The sequence below is a fragment of the Luteimonas yanweni genome, from assembly GCF_039548475.1.
GTDB lineage: Bacteria > Pseudomonadota > Gammaproteobacteria > Xanthomonadales > Xanthomonadaceae > Luteimonas.
This window is the reverse complement of sequence record NZ_JBCLVC010000007.1, coordinates 1-17,235: the sequence shown is the minus strand read 5'-3', so window position 1 is coordinate 17,235 and position 17,235 is coordinate 1. Positions and strand designations below refer to the sequence as shown.

Annotated in this window: 16 protein-coding genes; 9 read left to right on the top strand and 7 right to left on the bottom strand. The window is 70.3% G+C overall.

The annotated features are described in order from the left end of the window. Window positions 1–106 precede the first annotated feature (106 nt). Window positions 107–1,303, top strand: a complete 1,197-nt coding sequence (locus WCE39_RS03050) for a threonine/serine ThrE exporter family protein (protein WP_452299555.1) — start codon at window positions 107–109, stop codon at window positions 1,301–1,303. A 66-nt stretch (window positions 1,304–1,369) separates the two neighbouring features. Here WCE39_RS03050 and WCE39_RS03045 read toward each other — a convergent pair whose 3' ends face one another. The 4 genes from WCE39_RS03045 to WCE39_RS03030 all read right to left on the bottom strand — a co-directional run bounded on the left by WCE39_RS03045 (window position 1,370) and on the right by WCE39_RS03030 (window position 4,459). Then, window positions 1,370–1,741, bottom strand: coding sequence for an H-NS histone family protein (locus tag WCE39_RS03045; RefSeq protein ID WP_449283933.1), 372 nt, complete (start codon window positions 1,739–1,741; stop codon window positions 1,370–1,372). A 216-nt stretch (window positions 1,742–1,957) separates the two neighbouring features. After that, window positions 1,958–3,682 carry a proline--tRNA ligase gene (locus tag WCE39_RS03040; protein ID WP_343275429.1) on the bottom strand — a complete coding sequence of 575 codons (1,725 nt, stop codon included), beginning with the start codon at window positions 3,680–3,682 and terminating at the stop codon, window positions 1,958–1,960. Between the two features lie 90 nt (window positions 3,683–3,772). Then, entirely contained in the window at window positions 3,773–4,051 is a 279-nt protein-coding gene (locus WCE39_RS03035) for a DUF4124 domain-containing protein (RefSeq protein ID WP_343275243.1), read from the bottom strand. Window positions 4,052–4,072: 21 nt separating this feature from the next. Then, window positions 4,073–4,459 carry a DUF4124 domain-containing protein gene (locus WCE39_RS03030; protein ID WP_343275242.1) on the bottom strand — a complete coding sequence of 129 codons (387 nt, stop codon included), beginning with the start codon at window positions 4,457–4,459 and terminating at the stop codon, window positions 4,073–4,075. Window positions 4,460–4,592: 133 nt separating this feature from the next. On the opposite strand from WCE39_RS03030, the gene pssA reads away from it, so the two are divergent. From pssA to rimI, 3 genes are read left to right on the top strand one after another with little or no spacing between them, the layout of a single operon-like run. Further along, window positions 4,593–5,366 carry a CDP-diacylglycerol--serine O-phosphatidyltransferase gene (gene pssA, locus WCE39_RS03025; RefSeq protein WP_343275241.1) on the top strand — a complete coding sequence of 258 codons (774 nt, stop codon included), beginning with the start codon at window positions 4,593–4,595 and terminating at the stop codon, window positions 5,364–5,366. 5 nt (window positions 5,367–5,371) lie between these two features. Further along, a complete protein-coding gene (locus WCE39_RS03020) occupies window positions 5,372–5,638 on the top strand; it encodes a hypothetical protein (RefSeq protein WP_343275437.1) in 267 nt (88 codons plus the stop codon). Further along, window positions 5,635–6,120 carry a ribosomal protein S18-alanine N-acetyltransferase gene (gene rimI / locus WCE39_RS03015; protein ID WP_343275240.1) on the top strand — a complete coding sequence of 162 codons (486 nt, stop codon included), beginning with the start codon at window positions 5,635–5,637 and terminating at the stop codon, window positions 6,118–6,120. The genes WCE39_RS03020 and rimI overlap by 4 nt, the downstream gene beginning before the upstream one ends. A gap of 135 nt (window positions 6,121–6,255) precedes the next feature. Here rimI and WCE39_RS03010 read toward each other — a convergent pair whose 3' ends face one another. The 3 genes from WCE39_RS03010 to WCE39_RS03000 form a co-directional block, all read right to left on the bottom strand. Then, on the bottom strand, window positions 6,256–9,099 hold the full coding sequence (locus WCE39_RS03010) for a valine--tRNA ligase (protein WP_343275239.1): 2,844 nt from the start codon (window positions 9,097–9,099) through the stop codon (window positions 6,256–6,258). 43 nt (window positions 9,100–9,142) lie between these two features. Then, window positions 9,143–9,583 carry a DNA polymerase III subunit chi gene (locus tag WCE39_RS03005; RefSeq protein WP_343275238.1) on the bottom strand — a complete coding sequence of 147 codons (441 nt, stop codon included), beginning with the start codon at window positions 9,581–9,583 and terminating at the stop codon, window positions 9,143–9,145. A gap of 72 nt (window positions 9,584–9,655) precedes the next feature. Continuing rightward, window positions 9,656–11,137 carry a leucyl aminopeptidase gene (locus WCE39_RS03000; protein ID WP_343275237.1) on the bottom strand — a complete coding sequence of 494 codons (1,482 nt, stop codon included), beginning with the start codon at window positions 11,135–11,137 and terminating at the stop codon, window positions 9,656–9,658. Window positions 11,138–11,279: 142 nt separating this feature from the next. Between WCE39_RS03000 and lptF the strand changes: the two genes are divergently transcribed. The 5 genes from lptF (at window position 11,280) to pyk (ending at window position 17,090) form a co-directional block, all read left to right on the top strand. Beyond that, window positions 11,280–12,377: an LPS export ABC transporter permease LptF gene (gene lptF / locus WCE39_RS02995; protein ID WP_343275236.1), complete on the top strand. Its 1,098-nt coding sequence runs from the start codon at window positions 11,280–11,282 to the stop codon at window positions 12,375–12,377. Continuing rightward, entirely contained in the window at window positions 12,374–13,483 is a 1,110-nt protein-coding gene (gene lptG / locus WCE39_RS02990; protein WP_343275235.1) for an LPS export ABC transporter permease LptG, read from the top strand. Before lptF ends, lptG begins: the two co-directional genes overlap by 4 nt. 170 nt (window positions 13,484–13,653) lie before the next feature. After that, on the top strand, window positions 13,654–14,082 hold the full coding sequence (locus WCE39_RS02985; protein ID WP_449283934.1) for a hypothetical protein: 429 nt from the start codon (window positions 13,654–13,656) through the stop codon (window positions 14,080–14,082). 251 nt (window positions 14,083–14,333) lie between these two features. Then, the gene (locus WCE39_RS02980; RefSeq protein ID WP_343275233.1) at window positions 14,334–15,509 is read left to right on the top strand and encodes a phosphoglycerate kinase; all 1,176 of its coding nucleotides are present in this window, start codon (window positions 14,334–14,336) and stop codon (window positions 15,507–15,509) included. A gap of 114 nt (window positions 15,510–15,623) precedes the next feature. Then, the gene (gene pyk, locus WCE39_RS02975) at window positions 15,624–17,090 is read left to right on the top strand and encodes a pyruvate kinase (RefSeq protein WP_343275232.1); all 1,467 of its coding nucleotides are present in this window, start codon (window positions 15,624–15,626) and stop codon (window positions 17,088–17,090) included. Window positions 17,091–17,235: the final 145 nt, after the last annotated feature.

The following is a 17,235-nucleotide window of genomic DNA, read 5'->3' as shown; positions in this document are numbered from 1 at the left end:
GAGGACTGCAGGCGAGGATACCGAACACTGAGCGCTGCGCGCGTGCCATCCTTTGCACATGTCGCGCCCGATCCCGCAGGAAGCCTACGCCCCCAGAATCGCCTTCATGGTCGAATTGGCCGAGCACCTGCATGCCTACGGCACCACCGGGCCGCGCCTGGAAGCATCGCTGGAAATGGTGGCGGAGAAGCTGGGCCTGGAGTGCGAGCCATGGACCAATCCCACCGGCATGGTGCTGTCCTTCAGCGACCCGATGCGCCCGCCCGGAGACAGCGACACCACGCGCGTGATCCGGATGCCCCCCGGCGAGAACGACCTCGGCCGGCTCTGTGACGTGGACTCCATCGTCGAAGACGTGGTGGCCGGAACCCTGGGGCTGGGCGAAGGACACGCCGCGCTGCGCGCCCTGGACCGGCCGCTGACGCGTCGCCAGAACCTGATGCAGGTGCTTGGATTCGGCATGGTCGCCGCCGGCGTTGGCGGCCTGTTGCGCCTGCCGTGGCTCGACATCGCCACCACGACGGCGGTCGGCCTGATCATCGGGCTGCTGCAGGTGGCCGCGCGCACGCGGCCGCGGCTGCGCGAGGCGGGCGACGCGATCAGTGCGATGGTCGCCGCCGCGATCACCATCCTGGTGGCCGCCTACGTCGCGCCGCTCAACCTCAATACGGTGATCATCTCCGCCCTCATCGTGCTGATGCCTGGCCTGGCGCTGACCAACGCGGTCAACGAACTGACCAGCCAGCACCTGATGTCGGGTACCGCGCGCTTCGCCGGCGCGGTGGCGACGATGCTGATGCTCACCGTGGGCACGATGGTGGCGATGGCGGCCGCGGGCATGGTCGGCATCGAGCCGCAGGTCCGCCCCTGGCGCCCGCAGCCCGACTGGGTGGAGTGGTGCGCGCTGGGGCTGGCTTCGTTCGCGTTCGCCGTGCTGTTCCGCGCCAAGACGCGCGATTACCTGCTCGTGGCCGCCGCCGCCGCCACCGGCTACCTGGTGTCGCGCTTTGGCGGGCAGGCCTGGGGCAGCGAGGTGGGGATCTTCCTGTCGGCGCTGGTCATCACCGCCGCCGGCAACGGGTATGCGCACTGGGCGGGACGCCCGGGCGCGGTGGTCCGGGTGCCGGGCATCATCCTGATGGTGCCCGGCAGTTCCAGCGTGCGCACGCTGATCACCTCGGTGCAGCAGCAGGACCTGGTGGTCGGCCAGACCGCGGCGCTGGCGGTGGTCAACATCCTGCTGGCGATCGTGGCCGGACTGATATTCGGCAACCTGCTGTTGCCCGCGCGGCGAAGCCTGTAAGCCGACAGCGCCGGGGACTGCCGCAGGCCGCCCGGAGGGGCCGGCGGAGCGATCCGCCGGACAGCCTTACTTCGCGATCAGGAAATCCTCGCGGGTCTTCCCCTGCGCGACCTGTTCGGCCAGCCAGCGCGGCTGCTTGCCGCGGCCGGTCCAGGTCTGCTCCGGCTGCGCCGGGTTGCGGTACTTCGGTGCCACCTTGATGCCGGTCTTGCGCGGCGCGCGGGCGGTCTTCGTTGCACGGCTGCCGCTGGCGGCTGCGCCGGACGCCGTTCCGAACAGCTCCTCGATCGTATAGCCCTCGGCGGTCGCGGCGGCCTTGAGGCGCGCGCGCACGGTGCTGATCGGCTTGCGCTTCTTGAGGGTGGTCTTGCGCTTCTTCGCCTTGTTGATCAGCGAATCGAGTTCTTTTGCAGAAAGGGTGTCGAGGTCGATGGCCATGCTGTCTCCGATTGGGTCGTGGAGCGGTGCCGGAATCCGGCGAATCGCCGATCATAATCGCCGCGGCGCCGTGCGGCCATTATCTGCCGGGCCACTGTCGATAATCCCGCGGACCGCGGGGCGATGCGTGGCCGGTTGATTTCCTCGCCGCCGCCGTCTGCCCGGGCATATTCCGCCGCACGCAGGGGAATATGCCGTTCCCGGCGTTTCGACGCCTCAGGAAGCGAGGCGCGCCAGCAGCGCGCCGCGATCCAGGTTTTCCGATTCCGCCGCGCTGCGCGCGCGGTATTCGAAGGTGCCGGCCTCCAGCCCGCGCGCCGAAACCACCACCCGGTGCGGGATGCCGGCCAGCTCCATGTCGGCGAACATCGGGCCCGGGCGCAGTCCGCGATCGTCCAGCACCACGTCGATGCCCTTCGCGGCGAGTTCGTCGTGCAGCGCGGCGGCGGCCGCGGCCACGGCGGGGTCGTTTTTCGGATTGATGATGCACACCGCGACCGACCACGGCGCCATCGCCTCGGGCCACAGGATGCCGGCGGCGTCATGGTTCTGTTCGATCGCGGCGGCGACGATGCGCGACACGCCGATGCCGTAGCAGCCCATCATCGGCACCGCGGCCTTGCCGGCGGCGTCGAGCACGGTGCAGCCCATGTCACGGGCGTACCTGTCGCCGAGCTGGAAGATATGGCCGACCTCGATGCCGCGCATGATGCGCAGGGTGCCGCCGTCTTCGGCACGGTCGCCGTCGACCACGTTGCGGATATCGGCGATCGTATCCGGCTCGGGCAGGTCGCGGCCCCAGTTGACGCCGGCGATGTGCTCGCCGGCGCGGTTGGCGCCGACGACGAAGTCCGCCATCGCCGCGACCTCGAGGTCGGCGACCACGCGCACGGGCTTCGCCGGCGCGACGGGTCCAAGGAAGCCGGGCTCGCTGCCCAGGTGCTCCAGGATCTCGGCCTCGGTGGCCATGCGGTAACCGCCCAGGCCGGGCACCTTGCCCAGCTTGATCTCGTTGACCTCGTGGTCGCCGCGCACCAGTACCAGCACGAACTGCGGCCGGCCCCCGGTGTCGTGGCCCATGACGGCGACCGACTTGGCGGTGCGTGCCAGCGCGATGCCCATCAGCGCCGCCACCGCCTCGCAGGTCTTCTGCGTGGGGGTGTCGATGCTGCGCATGTCCTCGGCCGCCGCGGGGCGCGGGCCGGGGGCCGCGGCGCGCGCGGTCTCGACGTTCGCGGCGTAGCCGGCGGAGTCGTCGCCACCGGTATCCGACCAGGCGATCGCATCCTCGCCGGAGTCTGCCAGCACGTGGAACTCCTGCGAGGCGTCGCCGCCGATCGCACCGGTGTCGGCCAGGACCGCGCGGAAGCGCAGGCCCAAGCGGGTGAAGATGCGGGTGTAAGCCGCGTGCATCTTCGCATAGGAGGTGGCCATGCCCTCGGCGTCGATGTCGAAGGAATAGGCGTCCTTCATCAGGAACTCGCGCGCGCGCATCACGCCGAAACGCGGGCGGATCTCGTCGCGGAACTTCGCCTGCACCTGGTAGAAGGTCACCGGCAGCTGCTTGTAGCTCGCCAGTTCCTGGCGGGCGAAGTCGGTGACGACCTCTTCGTGCGTAGGGCCGTAGGCGTACTCGGCGTCCTTGCGGTCGCGGATCTTCAGGAGCTGGCCGCCGAACTTCTCCCAGCGCCCGGTTTCTTCCCACAGTTCGCGCGGCTGGATCGAGGGCATCAGCAGCTCGATCGCGCCGGCGGCGTCCATTTCCTCGCGCACCACGGCCTCGACCTTGCGCAGCACGCGCAGGCCAAGCGGCGACCACGTGTAGATGCCGGCCGCGAGCTTGCGGATCATCCCGGCCTTGAGCATCAGCTTGTGGCTGACCAGCTCGGCTTCGGCGGGGGTTTCCTTTTCGGTGTGGAGGTGGAACTGCGACAGGCGCATCGGCGGCATCATCGTCATGGCGGGGCCGCTGATTGTGCCATGCAGCACGCCCTTGGCCGGCGTCGCGGCCAGGCCGCGGCGCGGGGACGGCTAGCGGCGGTCGCCGTGGACCTCGATCCCTGGGCGCGGCTGGATGTCGACCTTCTCGTAGCGCGTGCCGCGCGGCGGCGGTTGCTGGGTCACCTGGACCACGCCGGTGGCGTCGGTCCAGCGGTAGAGCACCGGGCGCGCATCTTCATAGGACGCATCGGCGGCTGCCTGCGCGCGCTCGCCACGGGCCTCGGCGACGCCCGGCGCTTCGCGCGAAAGCCACCAGGCCAGGGCGATCCCCGCGCCCAGTCCGGCGACGATGGCCCAGCGCGCCTGCATGGCGTTGCCCGGTCCGGTCCGTCAGGGCGTGCAGTAGGCCTTGACCGCGGCCTGGGCCAGTTCGAGCTGGCTGGCGCGCTGGTCGGCGTCGAGCACGGCATCGGGCTTGCCGTCGCCATCGGTGTCCTGCATCACGTCGCCCTGGCCCTGCAGCGCGGTGATGTTGGCGCGCGCCGCGGTGCAGTTCGCGTTCCCGGCCGCGGCGGCCGCGGGCTCGGACGTGGTCGGCGCGGCGGCGCCGGACGACGTGATCAGGCGGTGTTCGTAGCTGCCCTTTTCCGGTGGCGTCTGCGAATAGTGGGTGACGCCGTTGGCGTCCTTCCACTGGAAGACCTCGCCGGCGGTCTGCTGGGCGAAGGCCGGGCTGGCGGCGATCACCAGGATGGCGCCGAGGACGATGCGGTGCATGTGGAACTCCTGCCTTGGAGGGCGATGACCCGCGATTGCAGCACCGGGGCGTCGGCGGCGCAAGCGGCGGATCGCGGTTGTGTGACCGGGCGGCACGCCGCGGCAGACGCCGTGGCGGCGGTACACTTGCGCCATGGACCCGACACCCCAGCCGCCGCGCCGCGCCCGCGGCATCTACCTGCTGCCGAACCTGTTCACCACCGGCGGCCTGTTCGCGGGCTTCTTCGCGATCATCGCGGCGTCGCAGGGGCGGATCGAGGCGGCGTGCATCGCGATTTTCGTGTCCGCGATCCTCGACGGCCTCGACGGCCGCGTCGCACGCCTGACCAATACCCAGAGCGACTTCGGCATGCAGTACGACTCGCTGGCCGACCTGGTGAGCTTCGGCATGGCCCCGGCGCTGGTGGTGTACCACTGGTCGCTGGTGGCGATGAAGCTCGACGGCAACACCCTGGGCAAGATCGGCTGGCTGGCGGCCTTCCTGTACGCGGCCTGCGCCGCGCTGCGCCTGGCGCGCTTCAACAGCCAGGTGGGCACGGTCGACAAGCGCTGGTTCATCGGCCTGGCCAGCCCTGCCGCCGCCGGCATCGTGGCCAGTTCGGTGTGGACCATGCACAGCCTGGATCTGAGCGGCGAGTCGATGCGCTACGTCGCGCTGGCGGTCACGGTGCTGAGCGGCCTGTTGATGGTCAGCATGTTCCGCTACACCAGCTTCAAGGGCAGCGGCAGCGGGCCGGGTGCCGACCGGGTTCCGTTCTTTTCCACGCTGTTGATCGTGGCGGCGCTGATCGCGCTGTGGATCGACCCGCCTAAAACGCTGCTCACGGTGCTCGGCATCTATGCGCTGTCCGGCCCGGTGATGTGGCTGTGGCGCCTGCGCGGCCGCCGCGGCGCGCGCGTGGAGTGAACGCGGTGGCCTGGGACCCGTGGCAACGCGACGTTCTGGAGGCCCTCGGCCACCAGGTCTACGCGCGAGCGCCGCGGGCGGAAGACCTGGTGCCCGACGATCCGCTGGCCCACGCGCTGCTGCGCGCGGCCGGGCGTGGGCCCGATTCGGCCGGCGCCGCCGAGCTGCTGCGCAGCCTGCCGCCACTGGCCACACTGCGTGCCGATCCCGCCGCCAAGCGCGCACTGTGGCCGCGGCTGCGTGCCCTGCGACGCGGGACCGTGCAGGGATGAGCGCGGTGGTGGTGGCCGACGCGGCGCAGCGTCCGGTCATGCGGCCGATGCGCGTCGAAGACCTCGATGCGGTGATGGCGGTCGAGCTCCGTGCCTATCCGTACCCGTGGTCGATCGGCATCTTCCGCGACTGCCTGTTCGCGGGCTATCCGGCCTGGGTGCTGCTGGAGGGCGGGGCCTTCATCGGCCACGGTGTGTTGAGCGTGGCCGCCGACGAGGCCCACGTGCTCAATATCTGCATCGATCCTGCGCGCCAGGGGCGCGGCCACGGCCGCTGGCTGCTGCGCGGGATGGTGGAGGCCGCGCGCGGGCACGGTGCCTGCCGGGTGTTCCTGGAGGTGCGACCGTCGAACCCGGCGGCCATCGCCCTGTACGAAGACGAGGGCTTCAACGAAATCGGCCGCCGCCCGCGCTATTACCCGGCCGACAAGGGTCGGCGCGAGGACGCGATCGTGATGGCCATGGAGTTGCTGGCGGACTGAGGCGCTTGCGCTCCGTTGGGGCTTGCGCCGCCCGCCGCGGACGCAGGGGGGATGCCCAGCCGGAATATGCGCATCCTGCTCCCGGTTCCGGCCGCCGGCCGTCCCGGGAAAGCCGCGGTGCGTGGGCGCGCCCGGTCAGAGGCGGGCGCGCTGCGCGCTGAGGGCCTCGTGCTGGGCGGTCCAGTCGGCCAGGCGGGTGCGCTCCTGTTCGACCACGGCGGCGGGGGCGTTGGCGACGAAGGTGTCACTGGCAAGCTTGCCCTTCGATTTCGCCAGCTCGCTCGCGACGCGCTTGAGCTCCTTGTCCAGGCGCGTGCGTTCGGCGTCGAGGTCGACCAGGCCTTCCAGCGGCACGAACAGCTTCAGCTCGCCGACCAGCGCAGCGGCGGCCGGTGGCGGATCGCCGCTGATCGCTTCGACGCCTTCGATCCGGGTCAGGAAGCCGAGCTGCGAAGAGAAACGCGCGAGGCGGTCGGCGTCCGCGCTGCTGCCGCCCGACACCAGCAGGCGAACCGGTTTGCCCGGCGATACGCCGAGCTCGCTGCGGATGCGGCGCAGCGCCGACACCATGGCTTTGAGCCATTCGACGTCGGCGGCGGCGTCGGCATGGTCCTGGCCGGCGAAATCGGGCGCCCGCGGATATGCGCGCGTCATGATGCTGGCGTCATCGATGCCCAGTCGCGGCGCGACCTGCTGCCACAGCTCCTCGGTGACGAAGGGCGTGAGCGGATGCAGCAGGCTGAGCAGGCGCTCGAGCACGTGCAGCAGGGTGTGGCGGGTGCTCGCGGCCGCGGCGGCATCGCTGCCGTTGAGCGCGGGCTTGGCCAGCTCGACGAACCAGTCGCAGTACTCGTGCCATGCGAACTCGTACAGGCACTGCGACAGCAGGTCGAAGCGGTAGCTGGCGAAGTGGGACTCGGCCTCGGCGGCGACGGCGGCCAGGCGCGACAGGATCCACTTCTCCGGCGCGGTCACGGGCTGCGGCGCGCCCGTCAGCGTGCCGGCGTCCCCGGTGTTCATCAGCACGAAGCGGGTCGCGTTCCAGAGCTTGTTGCAGAAATTCTTGTAGCCCTCGGCGCGCGCCAGGTCGAACTTGATGTCGCGGCCGGGGCCGGCCAGCGCCGCCATGGTGAAGCGCAGGGCGTCGGCGCCGAACGCGGAGATCCCGTCGGGGAACTCCTTGCGCGTGGCCCTGGCGATCTTCTCCGCCATCTTCGGCTGCATCAGGCCGGCGGTGCGCTTGGCCACCAGGTCGTCCAGCGCGATGCCGTCGATGATGTCGATCGGGTCGAGGATGTTGCCCTTCGACTTCGACATCTTCTGGCCGTCCTTGTCGCGTACAAGACCGGTCATGTAGACGTCGTGGAACGGTACGCGCCCGGTCAGCCGGTCGGTCAGCATGACCATGCGCGCGACCCAGAAGAAGATGATGTCGAACCCGGTGACCAGCACGCTCGACGGCACGAAGTCGTCGAAGCCGCGCTCGCGCATGGCCTCGGCGTCGGGCCAGCCCATGGTGCTCATCGGCCAGATGCCCGACGAGAACCAGGTCTCGAGCACATCGTCGTCCTGGCGCAGCGCCACGTCGGCGCCAAGGCCGCTGCGCGCGCGTGCGTCGGCCTCGTCGCGGCCGACGTGGGCGTTGCCGGCATCGTCGTACCAGGCCGGGATGCGATGGCCCCACCAGAGCTGGCGGCTGATGCACCAGTCCTGGATGTTCTCCATCCAGTGGCGGTAGGTGTTGATCCAGTTCGGCGGCACGAAGCGGATGTCGGGTTCGGCGCCGTCGCGACCCTCGAAGCGCGCGAGCCCGCGCTCGGCCAGCGTGTCCATGCGCACGAACCACTGGTCGGTGAGGTAGGGCTCGATGGCCTGGCCGGTGCGGTCGCCGCGCGGCACCTGCAGCGTGTGCGGCTTCGTCTCCAGCAGCAGGCCGAGGGCTTCGAGGTCCTCGAGCACCGCCTTGCGCGCGACGTAACGGTCCATGCCGCGATACTTCTCCGGCGCGTTGGCATTCAGCGCGGCATCGGGCGTGAACAGGTTGATCATCGGCAGGCCATGGCGCTGGCCGACCGCGTAGTCGTTGAAGTCGTGCGCCGGCGTGACCTTGACCACGCCGGTGCCAAACGCGCGATCCACGTACGCGTCGGCGATCACCGGCACCTCGCGTCCGGTCAGCGGCAAGGTGACCGTCTTCCCGATGAGGCCCACATAGCGCGCGTCATCCGGGTGCACCATCACCGCGGTGTCGCCGAGCATGGTTTCCGGACGGGTGGTGGCGACGATGAGATGGTCGCGGCGTTCGCGCAGGATCTCGTTGCCGTCGGCATCGTGTTCGACGTGCTCGTAGCCGGCGCCATCGCCGAGCGGGTAGGCGATCGACCACAGGAAGCCGTCCTCCTCCTCGTTGAGCACTTCAAGATCGGAGATCGCGGTCTTCAGCACCGGGTCCCAGTTGACCAGCCGCTGGCCGCGGTAGATGAGTCCTTGCCCGTGCAGCCGCAGGAAAGCCTCGACCACCGCCTCCGACGGCCCCGGGTCCATCGTGAACACCTTGCGCGTCCAGTCGCCCGACGTACCCATACGGCGCATCTGGCGCTCGATGGTGTCGCCGGACTGGCCCTTCCACTCCCACACCTTGTCGACGAAGGCCTCGCGCCCGAGCGAATCGCGGGTGTCGCTGCTGCCGCTGGCGGCGAGGTTGCGCGACACCACCATCTCGGTGGCGATGCCGGCGTGGTCGCTGCCCATCTGCCACAGGGTGCGGAAGCCGCGCATGCGGTGGTAGCGGATGAGCGCGTCCTGCAGCGTGTGCTGGAACGCGTGCCCCATGTGCAGGGTGCCGGTGACGTTGGGTGGCGGCAGCAGGATCGAATACGCCGGGCCGTCGCCGGCAGGCGCAAATGCACCGCTGGACTCCCACTGCGCATAGAGGCGGGATTCGAAGGACTTGGGGTCGTAGCCGGTGGCGAGGGTCATCGGAGGGCTCTGTGTCGGGGCAGGGCGGGGGCGGGCCCCCGCGTCACATGTCGAATTTCTTCAGGTCGAAGCCGCGCGCCTTGTACTGGGTCCAGCGTGCGCGCAGCGGGCCCCGCGCGGACTCGTCCGCCGGCACCACCTCCAGCACGCGCTCGAAGGCGCCCTCGACCGGCGCATCGCGCAGGTTGAGCACCAGCGGGCGCAGCGGCACGTCGGCTTCGGGCGGGGCGATGAGCACGTCGGCGTCCTCTTCCTCGCCGTCCCCCTCGTCGTCGAAGCCGGCACCGGCGATCTGGTGCGGCACGTAGGCGTCGGGGTCGAACGACCACAGCAGGTCGTCGAGCTGCTCGGCCTGGGCCATGTCGCGGGCCAGCACCAGCATCGGCTGGCCGGCGGCCAGGGCTTTCTTGGCCAGCTCGCAGACCAGCAGCAGGGGCTGGTCGCGGAAGCGGGGCTTGGCAATCAGGTAGAAGTCGGCGCGCATGCTCGGTCCCGGGTCAAAAGCCGGGCCGGGGGCGGCTTCCGCGTGCGAAAGCCGCCCCCGGCCGCGTGCGTCCTACTTGGCGGCCTGGTCCAGCAGCCACTGCGACAGCAGGCCGACCGGGCGACCGGTGGCCAGTCCGTTCTTGCCGCTGTGGCTGGCGCTGCCGGCGATGTCGAGGTGCGCCCAGCGCTGGCCCTCGGTAAAGCGCGACAGGAAGCAGCCCGCGGTCACCGCGCCGGCCCAGCGGCCGCCGATGTTGTAGACGTCGGCGAAGCTGGAATCGAGCATGGTCTGGTACTCGTCCCACAGCGGCAGGCGCCAGGCGCGGTCGAACACTTCCTCGCCCGCGGCCAGCAATTCCTGCGACAGGTCGTCGTGCTTCGACATCAGGCCGGTGGCGAAGCTGCCCAGGGCGACCATGCAGGCGCCGGTGAGCGTGGCCACGTCCACCAGGGCCTGCGGCTTGAACCGCTCGGCATAGGTCAGCGCGTCGCACAGGATCAGGCGGCCCTCGGCGTCGGTATTGCCGACTTCGATGGTCCTGCCGGACATGCTGGTGACGATGTCGGACGGGCGGTAGGAATTGCCGTCGATCGCGTTTTCGACCGCGGGCACCACCACCACCAGGTTGACGCCCAGGTCCATGCCGGCCGCGGCCACGAAGGTGCCCAGCACCGAGCCGGCGCCGAGCATGTCGTACTTCATTTCCTCGATGCCGCCCTGGGTCTTCAGGTTCACGCCGCCGGTGTCGAAGGTGATGCCCTTGCCGACCAGCACGTAGGGCTGCGCGTCGCCGCCGTTGTTCCACTTCAGCACGATGAGCTTCGGCGCGTTGGCCGAGCCGCGGGCGACCGCCAGCAGCGAGCCCATGCCCAGCTTTTCCATGTCCTCGCGCTCGAGGACCTCGCAGGAGGCCTTGTCGAACTTCGCGGCGAATTCCTGCGCCTGGCTGGCGAGGTAGGCCGGGTTGCAGATGTTCGGCGGCAGGTGGCCGAGCTCGCGGGTGAACTCGACGCCCGCGGCGATCGCCTGGCCCTGGGCCAGCGCGGCAGCGTCATTGCCTGCGATGTCGAGGCGCTCGAGGCCCTTCTCGTCGCGCTTCTTGTTCTTCTCGCCCAGGGTCGCGGTGTAGCGGTAGGCGGCGTGGCCGGCGGCGATGGCGGCCTGGCGGATGGCCCAGGCCGCGTCGCGGCCGGACACCTCGACCCCGGACAGGGTCAGCAGCGCCGAACGCACCGGACCGGTCCGCAGCGCGCGCACGGCGTCGGCCACGGCCTTCAGGTACTGCGGGACCGCGAACTTTGCCGATTCGCCCAGGCCCACGACCAGCACGCGCGGCGCAGCCACGCCGGGAACGTCGTGCAGCAGCGAGGTGCGGCCGGTGGCTCCGCTGATATCGCCGCGGTCGGCGAGGGCCGACAGGCGGCCGCCGCTGGCCTCGTCAAGGACGCGGGCGGCGGGCGTCAGGGTCTTGTCGGCATAGGCGCCGACCACGATGCAGTCGACGTCGGCCGTGGCCGGAGAGGCGCTGTTCAGGGCTAGTTTGAGGGTCATGGGGTCCTGTACTGGGGTTTGGCGTGAAGTGTTCCTTACAATCCGCGGTCCAGAATGCGGCGATGCGCCGCGGCGCCAGCGTGCTGGCGCGGCCTGGCGGTGTATGGACGAACCCCCGATTCTAATGCAAGGCCGCATACGGATGCCGAAGCTCGACAGCTACCTGTTCCGCGAATTCGCCCAATCCACGTTCGCGGCCCTGGTGGTGCTGATGATCGTGAGCCTGGGCGGGGTGTTCGCCGACGTACTCGGCGACATCGCCCGCGGCCGGGTCCCGGCGGGGCTGATGCTGTCCCAGCTGGGCCTGCAGGTGCTCAACTACCTGCCGCTGATCCTGCCCCTGGGCCTGATGCTGGGCCTGCTGCTGGCCGTGGGCCGCCTGTACCGGGATTCGGAAATGCCTGTGCTGGTGGCGACCGGCGTCGGTCCGCGGCGGCTGCTGCGGCCGCTGATGATGCTGGTGCTGCCCGTGGTCGGCTTCATCGCCGCCTGTTCGCTGTGGCTGGGGCCCTGGGCCAATGACTATTCGCAGCGGATGGTCGCCGAGGGCAACCGGAACCTGCTGCTGGCCGGGCTCGAGGCCGGGCGTTTTGTCGAGCTGCCCGGCGGCAGCGGCGTGGTCTACGTGGGTGCGATGTCCGGCGAGGGCTCGGCCCTGGGCCGCGTCTTCGTCTACCGCCAGGACGGGGAGCGCATGGACGTCACCACCGCGCGCAACGGCCGGCTGGCCGTCGATGGCGCGGAGCGCTACCTGGACCTGGGCGAAGGGTTCCGCGTGGAGGGCCCGCTGGCCCAGGGCCTCGATTTCCGGATGATGCGCTACCAGCGCAACGAGATGCGCCTGCCCGACGCCGAGACCCGGCCCGCGGACGAAGACCCGGAATACGACAGCACCCTCGCCCTGCTCGGCGATCCGCGCGCCGAGGCGCAGGCCCAGCTGCATTCCCGGATCGCGCCGCCGCTGCTGGCGCTGGCCTTCGCCCTGCTGGCGGTGCCGCTGGCGCGCAGCCCGCCGCGACAGGCCCGCTACGGGCGCATCGCGCTCGGGTTCCTGGCCTACGTGGTCGGGACCAACCTCATGCTGCTGGGCACGAAGTGGCTGGCCGACGGCAAGATCCCGCTGCCGCTGGGACTGTGGTGGCTGGTGCTGCCGCTGCTCGCCTTCGGTGCGTGGATGTATTTCCGTGACGGCCACGTTGGCGTGCCGCGCCCGGCGCGCGGCGCGGGAGCGGCGCGATGATGCCGCTGCCAAAGATCCACGACCTCCACGTCGCCCGCGTGGTGGTGGTGACCGTGCTCCTGGTCTGGGTGGTGCTGGTCGGGCTGGACGCCGTGCTGGCGGCGGTCGACGAGATCGACAACATGGGCCAGGGCGAGTACGGCTTCGTCAGCGTGCTGACCTACGTCGCCTACACGCTCCCGCGGCGCGCCTACACCATGTTCCCCACCGCCGCGGTGATCGGCACGCTGATGGGCCTGGGCCAGATGGCGGCGTCGTCCGAGCTCACCGCGCTGCGCGCGCTGGGCGTGTCGCGGCGCCGGCTGAGCGTATCGGTTGCGGTGCCGCTGGCCCTGCTGACCGGGGTGATGATGCTCAGCGGAGAGACCCTGGGCCCCGCCGCGCAGCGCAGCGCCGATGCGATGCGGGCGGCCGCGCGCTCCAGCGACATGATCGTGGCGCAGTATTCGGGGCTGTGGGCGCGGGAGGGCAACACCTTCCTCAACGCCCGCGACGGCCGCGAGCGCAGCGAGGACGGCGAAGTCTGGCTCGAGCTCAACGACGTGCGCCTGTTCGAATTCGACAACGAGGGCCGGCTCGAGTCGGTCGCGCAGGTGGACGTGGCCGAACACCGCAGCGGTGGCTGGCTGTTGCGCGACGTGCGCCGCGTGACCTTCGAGGAGCGCTCGGTGGCCGAAGTGCGCGTCGACGAGGAGCGCTGGGACTCCCAGCTCGACGCCGCCGCGCTGGCGGCCAGCGCCGGTGGCGCCTTCCGCCCGCGCTACATGGCCGCGCGCGACCTCGCCCAGGGCATCGACTACCGCCACCGCAACCGGCTGGATGCGAGCGAGTTCGAGGAGCACTACTGGGGACGCTGGTTCTATCCGGTCAACGTGCTCGCGCTGTGCCTGGCCGCGATGCCCTTCGCATTCGGCTCGCTGCGCAGCGGCGGGTTGGGGCGCAGGCTGTTCATCGGCGTGGTGTTCGCGCTGATGTTCTGGATGCTGCAGAACCAGGTGGCCAAGCTGGCGGCGGTCTACGGCTTCGATTACCGGCTCGCCTACGCCATCCCGCCGATGCTGATGCTGACGGTGTCCTGGCTGCTGTTCCGGCGGCGCAGCGGCTGACTCCCCGATTGCACGCACGGCGCGCACGTTGGAGAATCCGGCCCGACGCAGCGGGTGCCGCCCCGGCCCGCGGTGGGGACGTCTGCAGGGATGGGGCACACACATGGAGAGAAGCAATGCATGACAGCATGCGAGTGATCGCCGCCGCGGCGGTGATCGTCGGCGCCGGCCTGTTCGCGGCCGGGGACGCCGATGCGCGCCGCGGTGCGAAGGCCAAGGAAACGCCGGCCTGGATGAATGCCGAAGGTGAGGTGACCGATTCCTCGGCCGTCGAGGCGGGCTATGGCGAGACGGTCACCGGCCTCAACGACTGGGAGGGCGAGATCACCGGCAAGCCGGCACCCGGCAGCAAGTTCACCGGCATCCAGATCGGCATGCCGATGAAGCAGGTGACCGACATCGTGGGCGAGCCCACCGACCAGGGCGTCTACGTCACCGGCAAGGCCTTCATCCCGTTCTACTTCGGCTCCGACCGCCACCGTTACGAGATGGCCTACAAGGGCCAGGGCCGGCTGATCTTCGCCGGCAAGGGCTGGGACAGCGGCGGCAACCTGATCTGGATCATCCACAACAAGGACGAATCCGGGTACCGCGATTGATCGTACGCAATACCGGGATACCCAAGGCCCCGCTCCAGGCGGGGCCTTTCTTTTGGTTCTTCGCCCGGGTGTGGAATCGCGCGTTGTGCTGGTTCCGTAAAGGCGGGAAGCGGGTGCGGGACGTTTGGCGGTGTTGCGGTGAAGTCCCGGCGCGGGGGGCAGGAACCTGGTGCCGCGTCGTTCCGACCAGGTTTGAATCCGGCGCCGGCCACGTCGACAATGGCGACCCCTCACAGCCGGCGGCCTCTTCCATGTCCATCCTCCGCATGTCCGACCTCGACCTTGCCGGGAAGCGCGTGCTGGTGCGCCAGGACCTCAACGTGCCGGTGGCCGACGGCCGCGTGACGTCCGACCAGCGCATCCTCGCGTCGCTGCCGACCCTGCGCGCGCTGCTCGACGCGGGCGCCGCGGTGATGGTGATGTCGCACCTGGGCCGTCCGACCGAAGGCCGCTGGAGCGAAGCGGATTCGCTGGCGCCGGTGGCGGCGCGGCTGTCGGAGCTGCTCGGTCGCGAAGTGCCGCTGGTGCGTGATTACCTCGACGGCGTGGATGTCGCGCCGGGCCAGCTGGTGCTGCTGGAGAACTGCCGCATGAACGCCGGTGAGAAGGCCGATGATGAGGCGCTTTCGAAGCGTTACGCCGCGCTGTGCGACGTGTTCGTCATGGACGCCTTCGGTACCGCGCACCGTGCTCAGGCCTCCACCCATGGTGTGATCCGGCACGCCGCGCAGGCCGCCGGCGGGCCGCTGCTGATGGCCGAGCTCGACGCCCTGGGCAAGGCTCTCAAGGAGCCGGCGCGTCCGCTGCTCGCGATCGTGGCCGGTTCCAAGGTCTCGACCAAGCTCGAGCTGCTGTCGTCGCTGGTCGGCAAGGTCGACCAGCTGATCGTCGGCGGCGGTATCGCCAACACCTTCATCGCCGCCATGGGGCACGGTGTCGGCAGCTCGCTGCACGAGGCCGACCTGATCGATACGGCGAAGCAGATCATGGCCGACGCCCACGCCCGCGGCGCCGACATCCCGGTGCCGACCGACGTGGTGGTGGCGCCGGCCTTCGCAGCCGACGCACCGGCGACCGTCAAGGCGGTCGACGCCATCGCCGAGGGCGAGATGGTGCTCGACATCGGCCCGGAAACCGCCGCGCGCTATGCGGAGATGATCGCTTCGGCCGGCACCGTAGTGTGGAACGGGCCGGTGGGCGTGTTCGAGTTCGACGCCTTCGGCAAGGGCACCGAAACCCTGGCGCGGGCGATCGCGGCGTCGAAGGCGTTCTCGATCGCGGGTGGCGGCGACACCCTGGCCGCGGTCGACAAGTACGGCATCGCCGGTGGCGTGACCTACATTTCCACCGGCGGCGGCGCCTTCCTGGAGTTCCTTGAAGGCAAGGCGCTGCCGGCGGTCGTGGCGCTGGAACAGCGCGGCGGCTGACTGGAACGGCCCGGCGGCCCGGGCCGGGCCAGGTCGGAGCGCGGCATCCCGATCGCCATGTGGCTCGGCTAGCATTGGGGGTCCGTTCCCGACGCGCCCAGCGCAAGGCCCAGCATGTCCGAATACCGCCGCGGTACCCGCATCCTCGCCACGCTGGGTCCGGCAAGCGATGCACCGGGCGTGCTCGATGCGCTCGTGCGCGCGGGCGTCAACGCGGTGCGGCTGAACTTTTCCCACGGCGTGCCGGCCGATCATGTGCGGCGCGCGCAGGAGGTCCGCGAGGCGGCGGCCCGGGCCGGGGTCGAGGTCGGCATCCTGGCCGACCTGCCGGGTCCGAAGATCCGCATCGACCGTTTCGAAGGCGGGCGCGTGCAACTGCGCGCGGGCGACCGCTTCGACCTGCATGCCCGTGACGACGCGCCCCCGGGCGATGCCAACGGCGTCGGTGTCAGCTACCTGGGCCTGCCGGGCGACGTCGCGGCGGGCGACGTGCTCCTGCTCGATGACGGCATGGTGCAGCTGCGCGTGCTGTCGGTGGAGGGCGACACCATCGCCACCACCGTGCTCAACGACGGCGTGCTCTCCGACCGCAAGGGGCTGAACAAGCAGGGCGGCGGCCTGTCCCTGGGTGCGATCACCGAACACGACCGCGAGCTGATCAAGGTCGCCGCCGACATCGGCGTCGATTTCATCGCGGTGTCCTTCTGCCGGACCGCCGAAGACATGCACGAGGCGCGCCGGGTCGCGCGTTCGCACGGCTGCGACGCAGCGCTGGTGTCGAAGATCGAGCGTGCAGAGGCGATCGAGAACCTGGGCGAGATCATCGACGCCAGCGACGTGGTCATGGTCGCGCGCGGCGACCTGGGCGTGGAGATCGGCGACGCCGAGCTGCCGGGCATCCAGAAGAAGATCATCCGCGAAACCCTCGCCCGCGACCGCGTGGTGATCACCGCCACCCAGATGTTGCAGTCGATGGTCGAAAGCCCGATGCCGACCCGTGCCGAAGTGCTGGACGTGGCCAACGCGGTGATCGACGGCACCGATGCGGTGATGCTGTCGGCCGAAACCGCCGCCGGTGCGTATCCGGTGGCGGCGGTGGAGGCGATGAGCCGGATCTGCGTCGGCGCCGAGAGGCAGTTCGAGCACGACACCGATTTCGAGGCGGCCCAGCGCGGGCTGCAGCGCGCCGACCAGGCGATCGCGATGGGCGCCATGTTCCTCAGCGAGCACATCGGCGTGGCCGCGATCGTGGCCATGACCGAATCCGGCGGCACCGCGCGATTCCTGTCGCGCTTCCGTTCCAGCGCGCCGATCTATGCATTCTCGCGCCATCCCGGCGCGCGCCGGCGCATGAGCCTGATGCGTGACGTGTTCCCGATGGCCCATGACAGTCGCGGCCAGGGTGCGCGCGAGGCTGCGCGCGACGCCGTGGGCCTGCTGGTGGCCGCCGGCCTGCTGTCGTCCGGCGACCGCGTCGTGTTCACCAGCGGCGAAACCATGGAAACCCACGGCGCGACCAATACCCTGCGCCTGCTGCAGGTCGGTGAAGACGGCGGCGCGCAAGGGCTCGGAACGCTCTGAAGGAGAGCCGCCGGCCTCTTTCGTGGAAGAGTCCCTTGTTGAGCACTCCTTGTGCGAGCGGCCATTGTGGGAGCGGGGGGGGGGGGGAGGGGGGGGGTGATCCGGGCTGGTCTCCCCCACCCCCCCCCCCACAAATGCCCCCAAC